Raw genomic sequence first — 19,214 nt, 5'->3', positions numbered from 1 at the left:
GAATTTTTTGTTATAATAGGACGTAATAAATCTTTTTAGGGGTAATAATATGACAATTAAACTTGGATTGCTTGGATTTGGTACTGTAGCGAGCGGTATTCCGTTTTTATTAGAAGAAAATGGTGAAAAAATCACAGCAGCAGCGAAACGACAGATTGAAATCGCTAAGGTATTGGTCAAGGATGATGAGGAAAAAAATCGTTTGTTAGCAGCAGGGCACGATTATCATTTTGTGACAAGTATTGATGAGATTGTCTCGGATGATTCGATTGACATTGTGGTTGAATTGATGGGACGGATTGAGCCTGCAAAAACCTTTATTACAAAGGCTTTGGAAGCAGGTAAACATGTGGTATCAGCTAATAAGGATTTGATTGCTAGTCACGGTAAGGAGTTGATTTCTCTTGCTCAAGAAAAGCAGTTGGCTTTCTACTATGAGGCAGCTGTGGCAGGTGGTATTCCAATTTTGCGGACCTTAGCTAATTCTTTAACTTCAGATAAAATTACCCGTATTTTAGGCGTTTTGAATGGGACATCTAACTTCATGTTGACCAAGATGGTTGATGAAGGTTGGTCTTATGAGGATGCCCTCAAAACGGCTCAAGAATTAGGCTATGCAGAGAGTGATCCTACTAATGACGTTGAAGGGATTGATGCAGCCTATAAGGCAGTTATCCTTAGCCAATTTGGTTTTGGCATGACGATTTGTTTGGAAGATGTGACGCACAAAGGCATTTCAACGATTAGCACGGATGATGTTGCGGTTGCGCAACAGCTCGGTTATGTGATTAAGCTGATTGGTTCGATTGAGGAAACGCCATCAGGGCTCTTTGCAGAAGTGTCACCAAGCTTTGTGCCGAAATCTCATCCTTTGGCAAGTGTTAATGGTGTGATGAATGCTGTCTTTGTCGAGTCAATTGGTATCGGTCAGTCCATGTATTACGGACCTGGTGCTGGACAAAAACCAACAGCGACAAGTGTTGTGGCAGATATTGTACGTATTGCTCGTCGTTTGAATGATGCCACTGTTGGTAAAGCCTTTAATGAATTTACCCGTGAGACAACGATTGCAGACCTTTCAGATGTTAAGAGCCGTTACTACTTTGCGATTGAAACCCCAGATAAGAAAGGACAGCTCCTTCGTTTAGCAGAGATTTTTAATGCTGAAAATATTTCTTTCGAACAGGTGCTTCAGCATAAGGCAAATGGTGAAACGGCTCGTGTGGTCATTGTGACTCATGAAATGAGCAAAACTGCCTTAGCCAATGTGACGGCTAAATTAGCAGATGTGGTTGAATTTAAGGTCTTAAATAGCTTTAAAGTGTTAGGAGAGTAAGATGAGAATTACAGTACCTGCAACGTCAGCCAACGTTGGTCCTGGTTTTGATTCGGTTGGAGTAGCTCTGTCAAAATATTTAACGATTGAGATTAAGGAGCCGTCTGATAAGTGGTTCATCAAGCATGATTTGGGCGATATTCCTAGTGATGAGAGTAACTTGTTAATTGCTACGGCACTTCACATTAAATCTGATATACAGCCACACGTGATTGAGATGACATCAGATATCCCATTGGCGCGTGGCTTGGGGTCGTCATCGTCAGTTATTGTGGCAGGTATTGAGTTAGCCAATCAGCTTGGTCATCTTGAGATGACTGCTGATGAAAAATTAGCAATAGCGACTGAGATTGAAGGACACCCTGACAATGTTGCGCCAGCGATTTTTGGGAATTTGGTCATTGCTTCTTTTGTAAATGACAAGGTTAATCAGATTGTTGCGGAGTTTCCAACTTGTAGTTTTATTGCTTTTATTCCTAGTTATGAGTTGAAGACTTCTGATTCTCGTGGGGTATTACCACTAGAGCTTTCTTATAAAGAAGCTGTCGCAGCCTCCTCCATTGCGAATGTGGCTATAGCAGGGCTTTTATCAGGAAATCTAGAGGTGGCAGGAGCGGCTATTGAGGGCGATCGTTTCCATGAAGTTTATCGCCAATCTTTGGTCAAAGAATTTCTTCCGATTAAGACTTTAGCTAAAGAAATGGGAGCCTATGCGACTTATTTATCAGGTGCAGGACCAACGATTATGGTCTTAGCCGAACAAGATAAGGCAGCCAACATGAAATCAGCTATTGAGGCATTGAAATTTGATGGTGAATGCTTTATCTTAGAAGTTGACCGTGAGGGTGTGCGTGTTGAGTGAGAGTAGAAAAGGGCTGATTTACGCCTTTTGTGCCTATCTGGCTTGGGCGCTTTTATCCCTTTATTGGAAAGCCTTGGGCGGAGTACCTGCTCATACGACTTTTTCCTATCGGATTGTTTGGACTTTTGTGACGATGTTAGCTTACTTTATTCTGACGAGACAGACTAGTAAGTTAACTAAGGAGCTCACTTATCTGAAAAACACTTCAAAGCCTTTATGGACAATGATCTTTGCCAGCCTATTTATCGCTGTCAATTGGCTAGTCTATATCTATGCGGTGGGTAGCGGTCAAGCTACGGAAGCTAGCCTTGGTTACTACTTGATGCCCTTGGTATCAGTTCTTTTGTCCATTCTTTTTCTAGGGGAAAAGCTGGTGCGTCTTGAGTGGATTGCAGTTGCTCTAGCGGCTTTAGGAGTTCTTGTCTTGATTGCACTAACAGGTCAGCTGCCGCTTGTAACCTTTATTTTAGCCTTGTCTTTTGGCATTTATGGCTTATTAAAAAAACAAGTTAAACTTTCAAGTGATGTTGCGATGCTAGTAGAAGCAGGGATTATTTTGCCCTTTGCGGTAGGTTATCTTATCTTTTTAAGTCCAGTTGGCTGGTTTGATGTAAGCTTGATTGAGCAAGGCTTACTAGCTCTATCGGGAATAATCACTGCAATCCCTCTCTTATTATTTGCGGAAGCTGTTAAACGCGCTCCGCTTAATCAAGTAGGGTTCATTCAATATTTTAATCCTACCTTGCAACTTTTTATTGCAGTTTTTATCTTTGGTGAGGGGATTACTGGTGGAGAAATGGTAGGATTTGCGACAATTTGGCTTGCGGTAGGCGTCTTTGTCTTTGCGCAGCTTTTTCAAAAAAATAAATAACGAACAATCTTTCTCAATTGACAGTTGCGAGAGATTTTTTTAGTGCTATTTATGATAAAATAAAGAAAAGATAGGATGGAAGGGAAGGAATGAATGGCAAAATATGGTGAATTACAGGCCAAGTATCCCGAATTGGAAGTTTGGGGACATCCGGCAGAATACAGTGATTTGTATGACTTGACAGTCTCGGGTCAAAAATGTGCCACATCGTCTTGGTTTGCAGAGTATCGTGACTTAGAAGACTTGGATCAGCCAGGCAGTCGGTCGATTATGTTGGACAATCCAGATAATCCTCAGAGAGAGGTGTTATTGGTGACAGACAAGGTAGTTTTGGAACGTTTTTGTGATATTTCAGAAGAAACGGCTCGTTCAAATGCTGAAGGCGATGGGTCAATTGACGATTGGAAAGCTATCTTTGGAGACTTTTGGCGTCGTTACTTACCGACTGTTGGTCTAGAGTTTTCAGAAGATGGTATTGTGGTGACTGAGTTCTTCCACGTTGAGGAGGTGTAAGTAAGATGAAACATTCCACTTGGCATGAGAAAATCAAGGCAGAGCTACCAGAGCATTATTTTGGTCAGATCAATGCTTTTATGGATAAGGTTTATCAGGAAGGCGTGATTTATCCCCCTAGGGAAAAGGTTTTTGCGGCTCTAACCCACACGTCATTTGAGGATACTAAGGTAGTTATCTTGGGGCAGGATCCTTACCACGGTCCTCAGCAAGCGCAAGGGCTATCGTTTTCAGTGCCTAATGACTTACCTGCTCCGCCATCTTTGCAAAATATTTTGAAAGAATTGCAAGAAGATATTGGTTTGAAAGAAACCCATGATTTAACACCTTGGGCTGATCAGGGCGTGTTATTGCTAAATGCTTGTCTGACGGTTCCAGCTGGTAATGCCAATGGTCATGCGAATCTTATCTGGGAGCCATTCACAGATGCGGTGATTAAGGTCCTTAATCAAAAAGAAACGCCTGTAGTCTTTATCCTTTGGGGTGGCTATGCGAGAAAGAAAAAAGCTTTGATTACCAATTCCCATCATCAAGTGATTGAATCGGCTCACCCAAGTCCGCTGTCAGCCTACCGTGGCTTTTTTGGCAGTAATCCTTTTTCAAGAACTAACGCCTATTTAGAAGAGGCAGGGCTGGGTAAAATTGATTGGCTGCAGTAAGGAGTGAGAGCAATGACAGACATGGATAAAACCGCACTCTTTTTTGAAGCGCTGGACGATAACCGTTTGGAAGAGGCAGAAGCGCTGCTAGCAAAGCTATATGATGACCTCGATAAGACTGATTATAGCGGACAATTTTGGGCTAATAACAATAGGATTTATTTGTCCGTGAAGAAGGCGCAATTACAAGAAGCAAGGCAGACTGGACAGGATAATGTGAGGCTAGCAGAAAAACTTGGTGACTTGGAAATGAAGCATATCGCTCTTCACCAGCTGGCTTATGTCGAACGAGAGGCCAAAGACTACCCCAAAGCTCTTGACTATATTGTTCAAGAACAAGCCTTAATAGCACAATTAGACTTAGATGACAGTGACTGGAAACAGGCGGAGTCAATAGCAGGCTATGAAGATGCTTACCTACATTTTTTAATGGGGGACAAAACTACTGCGGAAGCTAAGATGAGAATGGCACTCAATTTGGCATTACAGACCGATGATGAGGTAGCTAAAGCCTGCGCTTATCGTGGTCTCGGTGAAATCACTCAGGAGCTCAGCTATTTCCAAAAGGCCAAAGACCTCTTTTTAGCCATTGGAGATACCGTAGGTGTAGCTGAAGTGGAAAAGCTAATCACGCAACTGAAATAGGAGGAAAACATGCTTTTAATTAAAAACGGTCGAGTGATTGACCCAAAAACGGGTTTGGATAGGGTGACAGATGTTCTTGTTGAGGGGAAGAAAATTGTTCGCATTGCTGATGCGATAGATGTTCCCGAGGCAGAGGTTATTGATGCCAGAGGGCTTGTTGTTGCTCCAGGATTAATTGATATCCATGTGCATTTTCGTGAGCCTGGTCAGACGCATAAGGAAGACATTCACACAGGTGCTTTGGCGGCAGCAGCAGGTGGCTTTACCACTGTGGTCATGATGGCCAATACCAATCCAACCATTTCGGATGTGGAGACTTTGACCGAGGTTTTGGAGTCAGCAGCAAAAGAAGCTATCCATATCAAAACCAACGCTACTGTAACCAAAAACTTTGATGGTAAAACTTTGACGGATTTTGAAGCCTTATTAGCAGCTGGTGCAGTCGGTTTTTCAGATGATGGGATTCCTCTTGAAGATACTGGAGTGGTTCGTGAGGCCTTCAAAAAAGCCAAGGCATTGGATGTGGTTGTGGCGCTTCACGAGGAAGACCCTCAGTTGAATGGCATTCTAGGTCTCAATGAACACATCGCTAAACACCATTTTGGCTGTGGTGGCGCTCGTGGCGTGGCTGAATATAGCATGGTGGCGCGTGATGTCATGATTGCCTATGAGGTGCAAAATAAATTCCATGTGCAGCATTTGTCTAAAGCAGAGTCGGTGAAAGTGGTTGCCTTTGCCCAATCGCTTGGTGCTAAGGTCACTGCAGAAGTCGCACCGCAGCATTTTTCAAAAACCGAAGACCTGCTTCTTGAAAAAGGAGCAAATGCCAAGATGAATCCGCCATTACGCTTGGAAAGCGATCGCTTAGCCGTTATTGAAGGGCTGAAATCAGGGGTAATTTCTGTGATTGCGACCGACCATGCTCCGCACCATGCGGATGAAAAAGCGGTCTCTGATGTGACCCAAGCACCGTCAGGCATGACTGGTTTAGAAACCTCCCTCTCTTTAGGCCTGACGCATTTGGTTGAAGCAGGGCACCTCAGCTTGTCGGAATTACTGGCAAAAATGACCGTCAACCCAGCAGAACTTTACGGCTTTGACGCCGGTTATTTGGCGGAAAATGGCCCAGCAGATATTGTGATTTTCTCTGATAACGAAGACCGTATTATCTCAGAGCATTTCCATTCAAAAGCAGCTAATTCACCTTTCATCGGTGACAAACTCAAAGGCGTTGTCAAATACACGATTTGTAATGGGAAACTTGTTTATCAGGCATAAAATGGAAAAATAGAGATGTCATCTTTGAGCACAATAAAAGCGCTGGGTTTTTCCAGTGCTTTTTTAGATGATTTAGTCAGCGACAAGTCCTGTTCCGTGGACCTGTGTTGCGCCAGTAAGCTCAATCAATTTTTCATAGTTATCAGCAGTGACCCCACCACCGAGGAGAATGTCGATGCGACCATTGGCGTGGGCAATGAGCTCTTTGATGTGGTCCACATTTTCAAAAATATCTCGGCGAATGGCAGAGCCGTGAAGAAGAACACGTGTAAACCCTAACTCAATCAAGCTATCCAGCGCAGATTTTTGCTCAGCCTCTGGAATCAAATCAAAGGCCATATGGAAAACGAGAGGCAATCCTTGAGTAGCAGGTAGGAGATACTCAATACCTTCAGTATCAAGTTGGTTATCCTCAGTGAGTAGACCGAGAACAAGGGCGTCACTTTCTAGCTCAACCGCACGCAAGATATCTTCCTCCATTATACGAAGCTCAAGATCGTTGTAGACAAAATTGCCACCACGAGGACGAATCATCACAGCAGAGGTAATGTGATTCTCGTGTAAGTAGCGGTTAGCTTCTTTAATGACACCGTAACTTGGTGTTGTGCCGCCAACAGCTAAATTATCACAAAGCTCAACACGTGTGATATCAGTACCAACTAAGTGGTGCAAATCTGTTAAATTTTCAGCACAAAATTCTTTTGTAATCATGGGAACTCCTTTGAGATTTTATGAGATAAGTATAGCAAAATAAGTGATACCAAAGCAAGCATTCAAAGATGAAAAATAGTATAATAGAAAAATAGATTGTGAATAGGAGAATATCATGGAATTACGGTTAGCTCACCCAAATGAGATTGGGCGCATTTTAGAGATTATTGAAGAAGCACGTGCCTTTTTGAAAGCCTCAGGTAGTGATCAGTGGCAAGGTGCTTATCCAGCTGAAGAGGACATCTTTGATGATATTTTACAGGCTCGTGGATGGGTTGGTCTCATTGAAGGAGAGATTGTTTCATATGCGGCGGTCATTGTTGGTAAAGAAGAGGCCTATGAGAAGATTTACGATGGGAAATGGCGCCACAATCACCCACGTTATACAGTCTTTCACCGGATTGCAGTGTCAAGTGCTCACAGTGGGCAAAAAGTGGCTCAGACTTTTATCCAAGGGCTTATTGAAGGGCATGATGGCCCAGATTTTCGCTGTGATACTCATGAGAAAAATACCATCATGCAACACATTTTAGAAAAATTAGGCTATATTTACTGTGGCAAGGTCCCTCTTGATGGTGAACGTCTTGCTTATCAGAAGATTAAGACGTGTTCAGAAAAGGCACAGTATCAAGAAATTGCTGAATTTGCGATGGTAGATTAGATGTTGTCAAAATGCCGTTACGAATCCCCACTCGGTGAGATGACCTTAGTTGCCTTTGATAATCAGCTATGTGGCGTTTATTTCGATGACCAGAAGTATTTTATGGCTGGTTTTGAGGGGATGGAAATAGCAGAGCAGGACAGTGAGCTTTTGCAAGTCACCAAGCAGTGGCTGGACAGTTATTTTTCAGGAGCGCAACCAGACCTTGCCCAATTACCCCTAGCGCCTCAAGGAACTGCTTTTCAAAAAAAGGTTTGGGCAGCGCTAGCAGAGATTCCTTACGGTCAGACGATAACCTACGGACAATTAGCTGAGCAACTCTCTTGTAAGTCTGCGCAAGCTATTGGCTCTGCCGTAGGAAAAAATTCACTGAGCCTAGTGGTGCCCTGTCATCGTGTTTTAGGGGCTAAGGGTCAGTTAACGGGCTACGCGGGTGGTTTGGAACGCAAGCGCAGCTTATTAGAATTGGAGAAAAATCATGATTTTTTACGAATACCCTAAATGTTCGACCTGCCGAAAAGCTAAGGCTGAATTGAAAAGTTTAGGAATTGAAGTGGAGGCGATTGACATCAAAACCAATCCTCCTCAGCTGGCTATTTTGAAAAGCTGGCTCGATAGTGGTGTTGAGCTGAAGAAGTTGTTCAATACCTCTGGTAATAGCTACCGTGAGTTAGGGCTGAAAGACAAATTGTCAACCTTATCAGTTGATGAGGCGCTAGCATTGTTGGCGGCTGATGGTATGCTGATCAAGCGCCCTATTTTAGTGGACGGTGACAAGGTTTTACAAATTGGCTACCGTACAACTTACAGTGAATTAGGATTATAAAAGGAGAAAACCATGACATTTGAAGAGATTTTACCAGGCTTAAAGGCTAAGAAAAAATACGTTCGTACAGGTTGGGGCGGTGCTGAAAACTATGTGCAGCTCTTTGATACCATCGAAGTCAACGGCGAAAAGTTGGAAGCTACCCCTTATTTCTTGATTAACGTGACAGGTGACGGTGAGGGCTTTAGCATGTGGAGCCCGACACCTTGCGATGTGTTAGCGACCGACTGGGTAGAAGTGCATGACTAAAACTGTCCTTATCACAGGTGTTTCCTCAGGCATTGGACTGGCTCAGGCGCGTGCCTTTTTGGAAAATGGCTGCGCAGTTTATGGGATTGATAAGTCTGACAAACCAGATGTGACTCATGAACAATTCCATTTTTTACAAATGGATGTGACTGGTGATTTAGCACAACTTGATGAGTTCATATCTGATGTGGATATTTTATGTAATACCGCCGGTATTTTAGATGATTACAAGCCACTGCTTGATATTTCTGAGAGAGACTTTGAAGACATTTTCGCTGTCAATTTTTTGGCGACAGCTAAGCTTATCCGCTATTATTTACCGAAAATGGTCAAGAAACAAGCTGGTATCATTATCAATATGTGCTCGATTGCTAGTTTTCTTGCAGGTGGTGGCGGAGCAGCTTATACCAGCTCAAAACATGCCGTGGCTGGTTTAACGCGTCAGCTTGCTCTTGATTATGCCAAGGACGGTGTGCAAATTTTTGGAATTGCTCCTGGTGCGGTTAAAACAGCGATGACAGCAGCCGATTTTGAACCAGGAGGACTAGCAGATTGGGTAGCCTCTGAAACCCCAATCAAACGTTGGTTAGAGCCAGAAGAAGTTGCTGATTTAACCCTATTTTTGGCTTCAGGAAAAGCGCAAGCCTTGCAAGGCGAAATCGTTAAAGTTGATGGCGGATGGTCCCTAAAATGACAAAATTTATTGAATTTGGTATTGGCAATCGTTGGTTAGTTCGAACCGAATTTGAACATGAAGATGGCACCGAATACGAGAAAAAAGGCATTGTTGGTCCAATCAAGCCCAAGTCCATTTATTTGCGATTATGGCTAGGTGATACCGTTTTGATTTTGGATACCAAGGAAGGGTATCAGCGTCAGAAAAAGCATAAAAAAGCCTTTAAACTTATCTTTGGGATTTGTTCAGAGGAATAGCATTCTGCCTGACCGATTTTAAAGTTGCTTAGAGTTCTGTGTTCGTGTTCCAAATTGTAGTAGACTTGTTAGCGCAGATTTTTCAGTTACTCATTAGAAAAGGAAGTTTAACAGAGTGTTTAACCGTTTTTTAAAGAAACATCCTGTGTTGGAAATCATTGTTAATTTTTCTATGTTGGCGATTTGCCTGTGGGTGTCTCATCTTCTTGTCTCTGTATTAAAAGTGACAAGAGTAGAAGGCCACTACCTGTTTCCAATGTTTCAATGCGCTTTCCTTCTTTTTGCCTTATATGCTAATGTGATTACAGGTAAAGAAGAGGAATCGTTTTTAGAACGTTTGAGAAATTTTGCTCAAGTAGGGACAGTTATAGCTATTGGTTTTTCCTTATCCATGGTACGGTAGGCATTAGAAGTGTCCAAAGGGGACATTACACGCCGCCTTGGTGGACACTTTCTCCCAGTCAATGGGAACCCATAGTCCTTTTTGAAGTTTTGTTAGTCATCAGCCTTAGTCTGCTTTAGCTTTTATTACATATCAAAGAAAAGCGAAAAAATCTTTCAAATAAGATGATTGAACTAGACGAACGCAATCATGCTAATGAATAAGAAAGCTAGCAATACTGAAATAGTCTAGCAAGATGAAAATGTGAGATGTAACCGAGAAAAACTATCAGTTACCTCTTTTTTTGTTAAGTCTAAATAACTCTAGTAAGAATTTGCACAAGTTTAAACAGTTGAAAATATTACTACATAGTGATAAGATATCTCTATCATCACAAAAGAGGTAAACTTATGATTGAATTAGGCATTTCGACCTTTGGAGAAACAACAGTATTGGAAAAAACAGGAGAAGCGATTCCCCATGATCAACGGATTCGAGAATTGGTTGCAGAGATTGAGTTAGCTGACCAAGTTGGTCTGGACATTTATGCCATCGGCGAGCACCACCGTGAAGATTTTGCAGTATCAGCACCTGAGATTGTCTTAGCAGCAGGTGCAGTGAATACCAAGCACATTCGCTTATCGTCAGCTGTGACCATTTTGTCATCTATCGACCCCGTGCGTGTGTATCAGCAGTATGCGACCATTGATGCTTTGTCAAATGGCAGAGCAGAGATTATGGCTGGTCGTGGATCATTTATTGAAAGTTTTCCATTGTTTGGCTATGACTTAGCAGACTATGATGAATTGTTTAATGAAAAATTAGATATGCTTTTAGCCATCAAAGAAACGACCAACTTGAAGTGGAAGGGGAAATTTACCCAGTCAGTGGATAACCGTCCAGTCTATCCTCGTGCCGTTCAAGAGGATTTCCCAATCTGGATTGCGACAGGTGGTAATTTGGATTCGACGGTTCGTATTGCAGAACAGGGGCTTCCAATTGCCTATGCGACTATTGGTGGTAATCCTAAGCATTTTGCGCAGCTTGTTGCCATCTATAAAGAATTAGGTGCCCGTCATGGTCACCGTCCAGAGCAGTTGAAAGTCGCTGCTCATTCTTGGGGATGGATTGAAGAAGATAATCAGTCAGCTATCGAGAATTATTTTCATCCTACCAAGCAAACGGTTGATAACATTGCTAAAGGACGCCCGCACTGGAGCGAAATGACCAAAGAGCAATACCTTCATTCAGTTGGTCCTGATGGGGCAATGTTTGTCGGTGATCCAAAGGCGGTGGCTGAGAAAATCATTCGAATTATCGAAGATTTATCCCTAGACCGCTTTATGCTTCACCTTCCAATTGGTTCAATGCCACACGAAGAGGTGCTGAAAGCTATTAAGCTATACGGTGAGGAAGTAGCCCCCCTAGTCAGACAGCATTTTAAAAGATAAAAGGTCAATTAAGAACTAGTTGCTTAAACAGGCAGCTAGTTTTTCATTTTGTTAAGTATTATTACGTAAAAGGATAATTGTGAAGGAAATCACTTTGATTTGTTGACAGGCTATGATAAAATGCTAGCAGGGAAAAATCGTACGAAGAGGATATACCGATGAATAATTGTGAATGATATAAATGGGTTGAGATAGCAAACGCTTCTCAAAATGACTAAATAACTTTGAAAGGTTTATCAGATGTGCTTAGCAAATTGATTTCTAAAAAGCATTTAATCATGTATTTTATCTTTATTGCGATTACTTGGTTAGAGGCACTTATCACGCCGAGCCTGGTTTCTCGTATTGTGGCTAGTTTTGAGAAAAAATCTCTTAATGAGTTAGGGATTGCTCTAGCTATAGGGATTATTGGGAATTTTATTATTTTGATAGGACTTGCTGGAAAGCGGTATTACTATGCCAGAATTGTTGCCGATTTTACCCTAAACATGAAACGTAAGCTCTTTAATCATTTTCTTTCGGGTAATAAAATCCATACAGTAGATATTCTGTCTAACCTGGAGAATGATGTCAAACAATTGGAAAATGATTACCTTGAGCCTAGTGTTATTATCATATCATCTATCGGTTTTACGACAGTTTCCATAGCTTATGCCTTGTTAACGAATTTTGGCCTTGGTCTAATTTTTATCTTTTTTTACGCCATTCCAGCACTTTGTAGCGGGATTGGTAGTCAAAAATTAGATCGTCTTTCAAAAGCTAGAGCTAATTCTAATCAAGATTACCTATCCCAAGTGACAAATATTATTGGTGGGGAACGGGTGATTAAACATTATCGTGCAAGAGCGTTTTTCTTTGCACGGTTTGAGAACGTTCTTTCCAAAAGAGTTCATCAAGATATTTGCTATGAAAAGCAACGGACCGTAAATAATGTTATTATCCATAGCATAGATGCCTTTTGTTCGGTTGTTCCGATTATTATCGGTGGTGTGATGACTTATCATGATTATATCTCTGGTTCCCAATTTGTTGCGATTTATTTAGTTGCGCACAATATCGGTTATCAGTTTAACGAGTTATCTTACTATCTCAATACTTACAAATCAACGAAGCAGCTTAGAGATAGCTATGCTTTCTTACTTGAAGATGATGTCAAAGAAATGGTTACCAAAACTTCTCAATCACTCTTTCCGATTACCATCAACCATGTTGGGCTAAAACGGGGAAATCACACTATTTTTAAGGACTTAACATTTAATATTGAAGAAGGTGAAAAGATTGCTCTAATCGGTCCAAGTGGTAGTGGTAAAACGACTATTCTGAATATGATATATGGCGAACAGCTACCAGATTCAGGAGAGGTGACCTTTTCTCAACAGCACTTAGAAAAGGAGCAAATTTCTAAATCTGTATCTTATATCTTGCAGGAATCTTACGTTTTTGATGGGTTAAGTCTCGAAGATAATATTGCACTTGGACAACCTCTTGATGACTTAAAAATGGCAGAAGTGTTAACTTCCGTTAATCTCTTATCCTTAAAAAATCAGTTACTCTACGGCACTCAGTTATCAGGAGGTGAAAAGCAGCGCTTAGAAATTGCACGCAGTCTGTATCATGATAGCCAACTGATCTTGGCTGATGAGATTAAATCCAATCTTGATAAGGCAAATGCGACTCAGATTTCAGAGATATTGATGGCGATGCGCCAACCTCTAGTAGAAGTCATCCATCACTATGACGATGAGACATTGGCTAGATATGATAAGGTAATTGATTTATCGGATAAAATTTAAAGTCCTTGGGAGATTTTCCTAAGGACCTTTGTTTTTATTGAAACTAGAGAAATCTTGATTTTTTTGGTACAATGAAGGTGTTATGGAAAATCAAAATATCATTAAAATCTCTCAAGATTTGGGAGTGACAGAACAGCAAATTGAGCAAGTTCTCTTGCTAACCGAAGAAGGTAATACCATCCCTTTTATTGCTCGTTACCGTAAGGAAAAAACGGGAAATTTGGATGAAGTGCAGATCAAGGCTATTATTGATTTGGACAAGTCTCTGACAAGCTTAGCAGAGCGTAAGGAAACTGTTCTGAATAAGATTGAGGAGCTTGGGAAATTAACACCTGAACTCAAAGCAGCTATTGAAGCGGCGACAAAATTAGCAGATGTTGAAGAACTTTATCTGCCTTATAAGGAAAAACGTCGTACCAAGGGAATGATTGCGCGTGAAGCAGGGCTTTTCCCATTAGCGCGCTTAATCTTGCAAAATGTCTCAAATCTTGAAGCAGAAGCAGAAAAATTTGTTACAGAAGGCTTTGAAACGGTTGAGAAAGCCTTAGCAGGTGCCTGTGATATCTTGTCTGAAGCCCTTTCTGAAGATACCAAACTGCGTTCATGGACCTACAATGAGATTTGGGCAAATAGTTTACTTGTTTCTCAAGTTAAGGACGAAGAAGCTGATGAGAAACAGGTCTTTAAGGTGTATTACGACTTTAGCGATAAGGTATCGAAACTCCAAGGCTATAAGACCCTAGCCCTTAACCGTGGTGAAAAATTGGGTATCTTAAAGATCAGCTTTGACCATCAACTCGACAAGATGACGCGTTTTTATGAAGCACGTTTTAAAGAAAAGAATACCTACATCGAAAAAGTCGTTCAAGATGCGTTGAAGAAAAAGATTGTTCCAGCCATGGAGCGTCGTATTCGCACTGAATTGTCAGAAGTGGCAGAAGATGGGGCAATCAAGCTCTTCTCAGAAAACTTGCGCAATCTTCTGTTAATTGCTCCGTTGAAAGGTAAAATGGTTCTTGGCTTTGACCCTGCCTTTCGTACAGGTGCTAAGTTGGCTGTTGTTGACCAGACTGGTAAATTGATGACGACGCATGTGATTTATCCAGTGCCACCTGCAAGTGCTGGCAAGATTGCAGCTGCTAAAAAAGAATTAGCGGAGCTATTGACAACTTACCAGATCGAACTAATTGCGATTGGAAACGGAACAGCTAGCCGTGAAAGTGAAGCCTTTGTTGCAGAGGTCTTGAAAGATTTCCCAGAGGTGTCTTATGTGATTGTTAATGAAAGCGGAGCTTCTGTCTATTCAGCTTCTGAACTAGCCCGTCAGGAATTCCCAGACCTAACCGTTGAGAAACGCTCTGCCATTTCCATTGCAAGACGTCTGCAAGACCCACTGGCTGAATTGGTCAAAATTGATCCTAAATCGATTGGTGTTGGGCAATACCAGCACGATGTTAGTCAGAAGAAATTGGCTGAAAATCTTGATTTTGTCGTCGATACGGTGGTTAACCAAGTGGGGGTCAATGTTAATACGGCCAGTCCAGCGCTTCTAGCACATGTGGCGGGGCTTAACAAGACCATTTCTGAAAATATTGTCAAATACCGTGAGGAAAATGGGGAAATCAAGTCCCGTGCAGAAATCAAGAAGGTACCTCGTCTCGGTGCTAAAGCCTTTGAGCAGGCAGCTGGTTTCCTACGCATTCCAAATGCTAAGAATTTCTTGGACAATACAGGTGTTCACCCAGAAAGTTACCCAGCGGTAAAAGAGTTGTTGGCGGTTCTCGATATCAAGACCTTGGATGATGCGAGCAAGACCAAATTGCAGTCGGTAACGGTTTCTGAGATGAGTGCGAAACTTGGTATTGGTGAGGCAACGTTGACAGATATTATCGCCGACCTTTTAAAACCTGGACGTGACCTTCGTGATGAGTTTGAAGCGCCAGTGCTTCGTCAGGATGTTTTAGATGTTAAAGATTTGAAGCTTGGTCAAGAATTACAGGGAACGGTTCGTAATATTGTGGACTTTGGCGCCTTTGTTGATATTGGCGTCCACGAAGATGGGCTCATTCACCAGTCTCGTCTCGTTAAGCGTAAACGTGATAAGAATGGACGGCCGCTTCCTTATCCACACCCAAGCGAGATTTTAGCTGTTGGAGATATTGTTACTGTTTGGGTGACCGAAGTGGATTTGGATCGCAACCGCATCGGACTAAGCTTAATAAAACCACATGGACTTGACTAAGTACGTTCAGCAGGTCTCACGAGACGATTTCGGCTGGGACTTTACCCACACAGCTCATTGGAATAATCGGCTTCAAACGACTGGAGGACGATTTTTTCCAAAGGATGGTCATCTGGATTTTAACCCGAAACTGTATGCGGAGCATGGACTTGATGTTTTTCGAAAAATTGTGCGCCACGAGCTCTGCCATTACCATCTGTATTTTCAGAAAAAAGGCTACAAGCATGGGGATGAAGATTTTAAAAATTTGCTAGCCAAAGTGGATGGTTTGCGGTATGCGCCGCCGACTCAGTCGGCTCAAAAGGCTTATCGTTACCATTATGAGTGTAAAGTCTGTGGGCAAGAATACTGGAGAAAGCGTCGCATTGATGTGAGAAAATACCGCTGTGGTAAGTGTCGGGGAAAACTTGATATAGCAGAATAAGTATAATAGAAAAATGAGTGGGCAGAACGTATCTTATGGTGCCTAGAGATAACTAAAACGTTAATGTATAAAATCAGTCGTAGGACTGATTTGTTTTCAACCGAAAAAGGATAAAATATAAGTATCATTAATAGAGGAGGATTTTATGGAAACTGTTTTTTACAAAAAACGTGAAGGCCGATTTATCAGTGGCGTGTTAGCTGGTTTGTCGGATAAGTTTCATTGGGATGTATCCCTAGCCCGAATTTTGACAGCGATTTTTATGTATTTCTCCTTTGGTTTTGGGCTCTTCCTCTATATTGTGTTGGCTATTTTCCTTCCTTATAAGGAAGATATTGAAAAAGAACGCTATGGTACTGGACCAAGGAAGAGAAAAGAAGCAGAACCTGTAAAAGATGACAATGACTGGTTCTTTTAGTTGTATATTGTTTTTAGTTATCTTTTTTGCTAACAGGACAGATAAGATAATTAGTCTCCCCTTTTAAGAGGCTGGGATTCCGATATCCTAGTCTCCTATTTTTTTACTGTGGTAGATACCAACATTTTAGTGTATAATAGGTATATTAGATTATTGAGAGGATTTTAAGGTTTGTTTCACATTTCGGTTCACCCAGATCATCAAGAAACTTACGACCATGTCTTAGCGCACTTGAAAGAAAAACAGATTCGTCTGACAGAAACGCGTAAAGCAATCATTGCCTACATGATTGAAGCTCACCATCATCCTAGTGCAGAACAAATTTTTCATGACTTACAAGACAAGTACACTCACATGAGTTTAGCAACTGTTTATAATAATTTGAAGATTTTGATTGAGGAAGGATTTGTGTCTGAGGTTAAGGTAAGTAATGACAACACCACTTATTTTGACTTTATGGGGCATGAGCATCTCCATGTGGTTTGTGAGGTTTGCGGTTCGATTACAGATTTTTTGGATGCGGATACGTCGCTTTTGGTAAAACAAGCAGAGCAAAAAACGGGTTATAAGGTGACTAAAAAACAATTCTTAATTTATGGTATCTGCCCAGCTTGTTCCTAAGAATAATAAAAAAAGACTTCAATTGAGGTCTTTTTTTGCTGGCGCTACGAATAATAATATAGGAGGTCATCATGTACAGTATTCAATTTAAAGAACAGGCCATGCTTCCCAGGGAGCGATTAATAACAGAAGGAGCAGAGCACCTCAGTAATCAAGAACTGCTTGCTATTTGTCTAAGAACGGGAACAAAGAAGGAGCATGTGCTTTCTTTGGCGAATTCTATTTTAAATCGTCTCAATAGTTTAGCGGACTTACGCCAGCTTTCCCTTGAAGAGCTCCAAGAGTTGTCAGGGATTGGTCGCGTGAAGTCTATTGAACTCAAGGCTATGATAGAATTAGCTAGCCGTATTCAAACTGCAGAAATCGAAAAACAAGAGCGCATTATGTCTAGTGAACGATTGGCTAAACGTATGATGTTGGAGCTAGGGGATAAAAAGCAGGAGCACTTAGTCGCTTTGTATCTTGATACGCAAAATCGCCTCATTGCCCAAAAAACAATTTTTATAGGAACAGTGAGACGATCAGTTGCAGAGCCTAGAGAAATTCTCCATTATGCCTGTAAGCATATGGCAACATCATTAATTGTGGTTCATAATCACCCATCAGGAGTCATAGAACCTAGTGAAAATGATTTTCAGTTTACCGATAAAATCAAGCGTTGTTGTGATGATTTAGGTGTCGTTTTTCTAGACCATCTTATTGTTGGTAGAAATACCTATTTCAGTTTTCGTGAGGAAACAGACAGTATTTAGAAGTGATTAACAAGGAAATCAAAGAGCTTCTTGCTGTGCTCTTTATCGCTATAAATCAATAATTCTGGGTGCCATTGAACCCCTATATAACGCATATTAGGATTAGTTGATTCAACAGCTTCAATAATGCCATCTTCTGGAGATCTAACAATAACTTTCAAATCAGGTGCTAAATCTTTGATCGCTTGACGGTGATAAGAATTAATCATCCCATTGTTATCATAGATATCCGAAAAGATGCTTTTGTCAACAACTTCCATAGATTGAGTCGTGATATCAGAATCCTCTGTTTGCCAGTGGTTTTTGATATTTTGATGGAGAGTTCCCCCTAATACTACATTCATCAGTTGCATGCCACGGCAGACTGCAAAAATAGGTTTACCTTGAGCAATAGCTTCTTTTATGAGAGCAATTTCAAATTCATCCCGTTCAAGGAGATAGTCATCCTCAGCATTTGGATCTTTTTCCTCATTATAAAAATCAGGAGTGACATTTTGCCCCCCAGTTAAAATGAGTTTATCAATCATTGTCACATACTGCTTAGCCATTTCAGGCTTATTGATTGGAAGGATTAAAGGCATTCCACCTGCTTCAATAATAGCATTTGGAAAACCTGATGGCACATAAGACCAAGGCAAGGTATCCATTTCGACTTGACGTTGATTGGCAGCGATACCGATAATAGGTTGTTTTGACATAACAATTTCCTTTCTCATCTTTTCACTCATTAAATCTACTCACTTTGCTTGGAGCTATTGCTATTTCATCTCGAATGAGTATTATACTTATCAAGTTTATCAAATAGAGACTGAAATAACGATAACTTATAAAAACAAGTAATCTGATAATATAAAAAAAGAACCGAGGAGTCAAGTCTTTCTCCTCAGTTTTTTAGTGGGGTTAATTATTCATAAAGTAAAGTAGGGTTTGAAGTTCACTCGTTAGGTCAACATATTGCACAATGACATCTTTAGGAACTTGTAAATTGACTGGTGAAAAGCTTAAAATACCTCGGATACCAGCTTCAACCAAGATATCAGCGACTTCCTGCGCTTTAGTCGAAGGAACCGTTAAAATAGCAGTTTCAATAGGTGTTTCAGCAAGGTGCTCTTTTAGGCTAGAGATGCCGTAAATGGGAATACCATCACTTGTCTTTGTACCGACTAATTCGTTATCATCGGTATCAAAAGCAAGAGCAATTTGCATTTTGTTACGGTCATGGAAGCGGTAGTGTAACAAGGCACGCCCGATATTTCCGACCCCAATCAACATAACATTTGTTGTCGAGTGATCACCTAGGAGTTCCGCAAAGAAATTCATCAATTTTTGTGTATCGTAACCAAACCCACGACGTCCGAGTTCACCAAAATAAGAAAAGTCACGACGAACAGTAGCAGGATCAATCCCCATCGCGTCCGCGATTTGTTGAGAACTAGCTTTGACAACGTTATCTGCATTTAGGCGTTTGAAAATACGATAGTATAAGGCAAGACGCTTAGCAGTAGCATTTGGAATATTTTTTTCTAACATATAATAGTCTCTTTCTAAAATAGTTGAGGATAATGCCCCTCTTTTTCATGCTTATGA

Annotated in this window: 24 protein-coding genes; 21 read left to right on the top strand and 3 right to left on the bottom strand. The window is 41.2% G+C overall.

Annotated features, from left to right (window positions below; all coding sequences use genetic code 11):
- Nucleotides 1–49 precede the first annotated feature (49 nt).
- The 7 genes from AB6M99_RS06575 to AB6M99_RS06545 all read left to right on the top strand — a co-directional run bounded on the left by AB6M99_RS06575 (nt 50) and on the right by AB6M99_RS06545 (nt 6,164).
- Complete coding sequence (locus AB6M99_RS06575; protein WP_369350451.1) at nt 50–1,336, top strand: homoserine dehydrogenase; 1,287 nt, start codon at nt 50–52, stop codon at nt 1,334–1,336.
- 1 nt (nt 1,337) lies between these two features.
- Entirely contained in the window at nt 1,338–2,198 is an 861-nt protein-coding gene (gene thrB, locus AB6M99_RS06570) for a homoserine kinase (protein ID WP_121834571.1), read from the top strand.
- Nucleotides 2,191–3,069, top strand: coding sequence for an EamA family transporter RarD (gene rarD / locus AB6M99_RS06565; protein WP_369350450.1), 879 nt, complete (start codon nt 2,191–2,193; stop codon nt 3,067–3,069). The genes thrB and rarD overlap by 8 nt, the downstream gene beginning before the upstream one ends.
- 93 nt (nt 3,070–3,162) lie before the next feature.
- Complete coding sequence (locus tag AB6M99_RS06560) at nt 3,163–3,582, top strand: RNA-binding protein (RefSeq protein ID WP_121834573.1); 420 nt, start codon at nt 3,163–3,165, stop codon at nt 3,580–3,582.
- A gap of 5 nt (nt 3,583–3,587) precedes the next feature.
- Entirely contained in the window at nt 3,588–4,241 is a 654-nt protein-coding gene (locus AB6M99_RS06555) for a uracil-DNA glycosylase (RefSeq protein ID WP_369350449.1), read from the top strand.
- Between the two features lie 12 nt (nt 4,242–4,253).
- Nucleotides 4,254–4,886, top strand: coding sequence for a hypothetical protein (locus AB6M99_RS06550; protein WP_121834575.1), 633 nt, complete (start codon nt 4,254–4,256; stop codon nt 4,884–4,886).
- Between the two features lie 9 nt (nt 4,887–4,895).
- On the top strand, nt 4,896–6,164 hold the full coding sequence (locus AB6M99_RS06545; RefSeq protein WP_121834576.1) for a dihydroorotase: 1,269 nt from the start codon (nt 4,896–4,898) through the stop codon (nt 6,162–6,164).
- Nucleotides 6,165–6,236: 72 nt separating this feature from the next.
- Here the strand turns inward: AB6M99_RS06545 and AB6M99_RS06540 are convergent, their stop codons facing one another.
- Nucleotides 6,237–6,875, bottom strand: a complete 639-nt coding sequence (locus AB6M99_RS06540) for a copper homeostasis protein CutC (protein WP_121834577.1) — start codon at nt 6,873–6,875, stop codon at nt 6,237–6,239.
- A 115-nt stretch (nt 6,876–6,990) separates the two neighbouring features.
- Between AB6M99_RS06540 and AB6M99_RS06535 the strand changes: the two genes are divergently transcribed.
- The 14 genes from AB6M99_RS06535 to radC all read left to right on the top strand — a co-directional run bounded on the left by AB6M99_RS06535 (nt 6,991) and on the right by radC (nt 17,627).
- Nucleotides 6,991–7,536: a GNAT family N-acetyltransferase gene (locus AB6M99_RS06535; RefSeq protein WP_369350448.1), complete on the top strand. Its 546-nt coding sequence runs from the start codon at nt 6,991–6,993 to the stop codon at nt 7,534–7,536.
- Complete coding sequence (locus tag AB6M99_RS06530) at nt 7,537–8,037, top strand: methylated-DNA--[protein]-cysteine S-methyltransferase (RefSeq protein WP_121834579.1); 501 nt, start codon at nt 7,537–7,539, stop codon at nt 8,035–8,037. It abuts the gene before it with no gap.
- Nucleotides 8,012–8,362: an arsenate reductase family protein gene (locus tag AB6M99_RS06525; protein WP_121834580.1), complete on the top strand. Its 351-nt coding sequence runs from the start codon at nt 8,012–8,014 to the stop codon at nt 8,360–8,362. The genes AB6M99_RS06530 and AB6M99_RS06525 overlap by 26 nt, the downstream gene beginning before the upstream one ends.
- Nucleotides 8,363–8,374: 12 nt before the next feature.
- Nucleotides 8,375–8,611, top strand: coding sequence for a DUF2829 domain-containing protein (locus AB6M99_RS06520; protein WP_121834581.1), 237 nt, complete (start codon nt 8,375–8,377; stop codon nt 8,609–8,611).
- On the top strand, nt 8,604–9,305 hold the full coding sequence (locus tag AB6M99_RS06515; RefSeq protein ID WP_369350447.1) for a 3-oxoacyl-ACP reductase: 702 nt from the start codon (nt 8,604–8,606) through the stop codon (nt 9,303–9,305). Before AB6M99_RS06520 ends, AB6M99_RS06515 begins: the two co-directional genes overlap by 8 nt.
- Nucleotides 9,302–9,544 (top strand): DUF3977 family protein, encoded by a 243-nt coding sequence (locus tag AB6M99_RS06510; RefSeq protein ID WP_121834723.1) that lies wholly within the window; start codon nt 9,302–9,304, stop codon nt 9,542–9,544. Before AB6M99_RS06515 ends, AB6M99_RS06510 begins: the two co-directional genes overlap by 4 nt.
- 115 nt (nt 9,545–9,659) lie before the next feature.
- Nucleotides 9,660–9,947, top strand: a complete 288-nt coding sequence (locus tag AB6M99_RS06505) for a hypothetical protein (RefSeq protein WP_121834583.1) — start codon at nt 9,660–9,662, stop codon at nt 9,945–9,947.
- A gap of 389 nt (nt 9,948–10,336) precedes the next feature.
- Entirely contained in the window at nt 10,337–11,377 is a 1,041-nt protein-coding gene (locus AB6M99_RS06500; RefSeq protein ID WP_121834584.1) for an LLM class flavin-dependent oxidoreductase, read from the top strand.
- A 242-nt stretch (nt 11,378–11,619) separates the two neighbouring features.
- On the top strand, nt 11,620–13,170 hold the full coding sequence (locus tag AB6M99_RS06495) for an ABC transporter ATP-binding protein (protein WP_121834724.1): 1,551 nt from the start codon (nt 11,620–11,622) through the stop codon (nt 13,168–13,170).
- Between the two features lie 82 nt (nt 13,171–13,252).
- Nucleotides 13,253–15,412, top strand: coding sequence for a Tex family protein (locus tag AB6M99_RS06490; protein WP_369350446.1), 2,160 nt, complete (start codon nt 13,253–13,255; stop codon nt 15,410–15,412).
- On the top strand, nt 15,399–15,836 hold the full coding sequence (locus AB6M99_RS06485; RefSeq protein ID WP_121834586.1) for a SprT family protein: 438 nt from the start codon (nt 15,399–15,401) through the stop codon (nt 15,834–15,836). The genes AB6M99_RS06490 and AB6M99_RS06485 overlap by 14 nt, the downstream gene beginning before the upstream one ends.
- A gap of 145 nt (nt 15,837–15,981) precedes the next feature.
- A complete protein-coding gene (locus AB6M99_RS06480; protein ID WP_121834587.1) occupies nt 15,982–16,254 on the top strand; it encodes a PspC domain-containing protein in 273 nt (90 codons plus the stop codon).
- A gap of 171 nt (nt 16,255–16,425) precedes the next feature.
- The gene (locus tag AB6M99_RS06475; RefSeq protein ID WP_121834588.1) at nt 16,426–16,875 is read left to right on the top strand and encodes a Fur family transcriptional regulator; all 450 of its coding nucleotides are present in this window, start codon (nt 16,426–16,428) and stop codon (nt 16,873–16,875) included.
- Between the two features lie 71 nt (nt 16,876–16,946).
- A complete protein-coding gene (radC, locus tag AB6M99_RS06470; protein WP_121834589.1) occupies nt 16,947–17,627 on the top strand; it encodes a DNA repair protein RadC in 681 nt (226 codons plus the stop codon).
- On the opposite strand, the gene AB6M99_RS06465 is transcribed toward radC, so the two are convergent.
- Complete coding sequence (locus AB6M99_RS06465) at nt 17,624–18,325, bottom strand: gamma-glutamyl-gamma-aminobutyrate hydrolase family protein (protein ID WP_121834590.1); 702 nt, start codon at nt 18,323–18,325, stop codon at nt 17,624–17,626. The genes radC and AB6M99_RS06465 overlap by 4 nt on opposite strands.
- Before the next feature lie 202 nt (nt 18,326–18,527).
- Nucleotides 18,528–19,157, bottom strand: coding sequence for a redox-sensing transcriptional repressor Rex (locus tag AB6M99_RS06460; RefSeq protein WP_121834591.1), 630 nt, complete (start codon nt 19,155–19,157; stop codon nt 18,528–18,530).
- Nucleotides 19,158–19,214 lie beyond the last annotated feature (57 nt).

The sequence above is a fragment of the Streptococcus hillyeri genome (genome assembly GCF_041081565.1).
Classification (GTDB): Bacteria; Bacillota; Bacilli; order Lactobacillales; family Streptococcaceae; genus Streptococcus; species Streptococcus hillyeri.
Note: the sequence above shows the minus strand (reverse complement) of the source record. Positions and strands in the feature narration are given on the sequence as shown.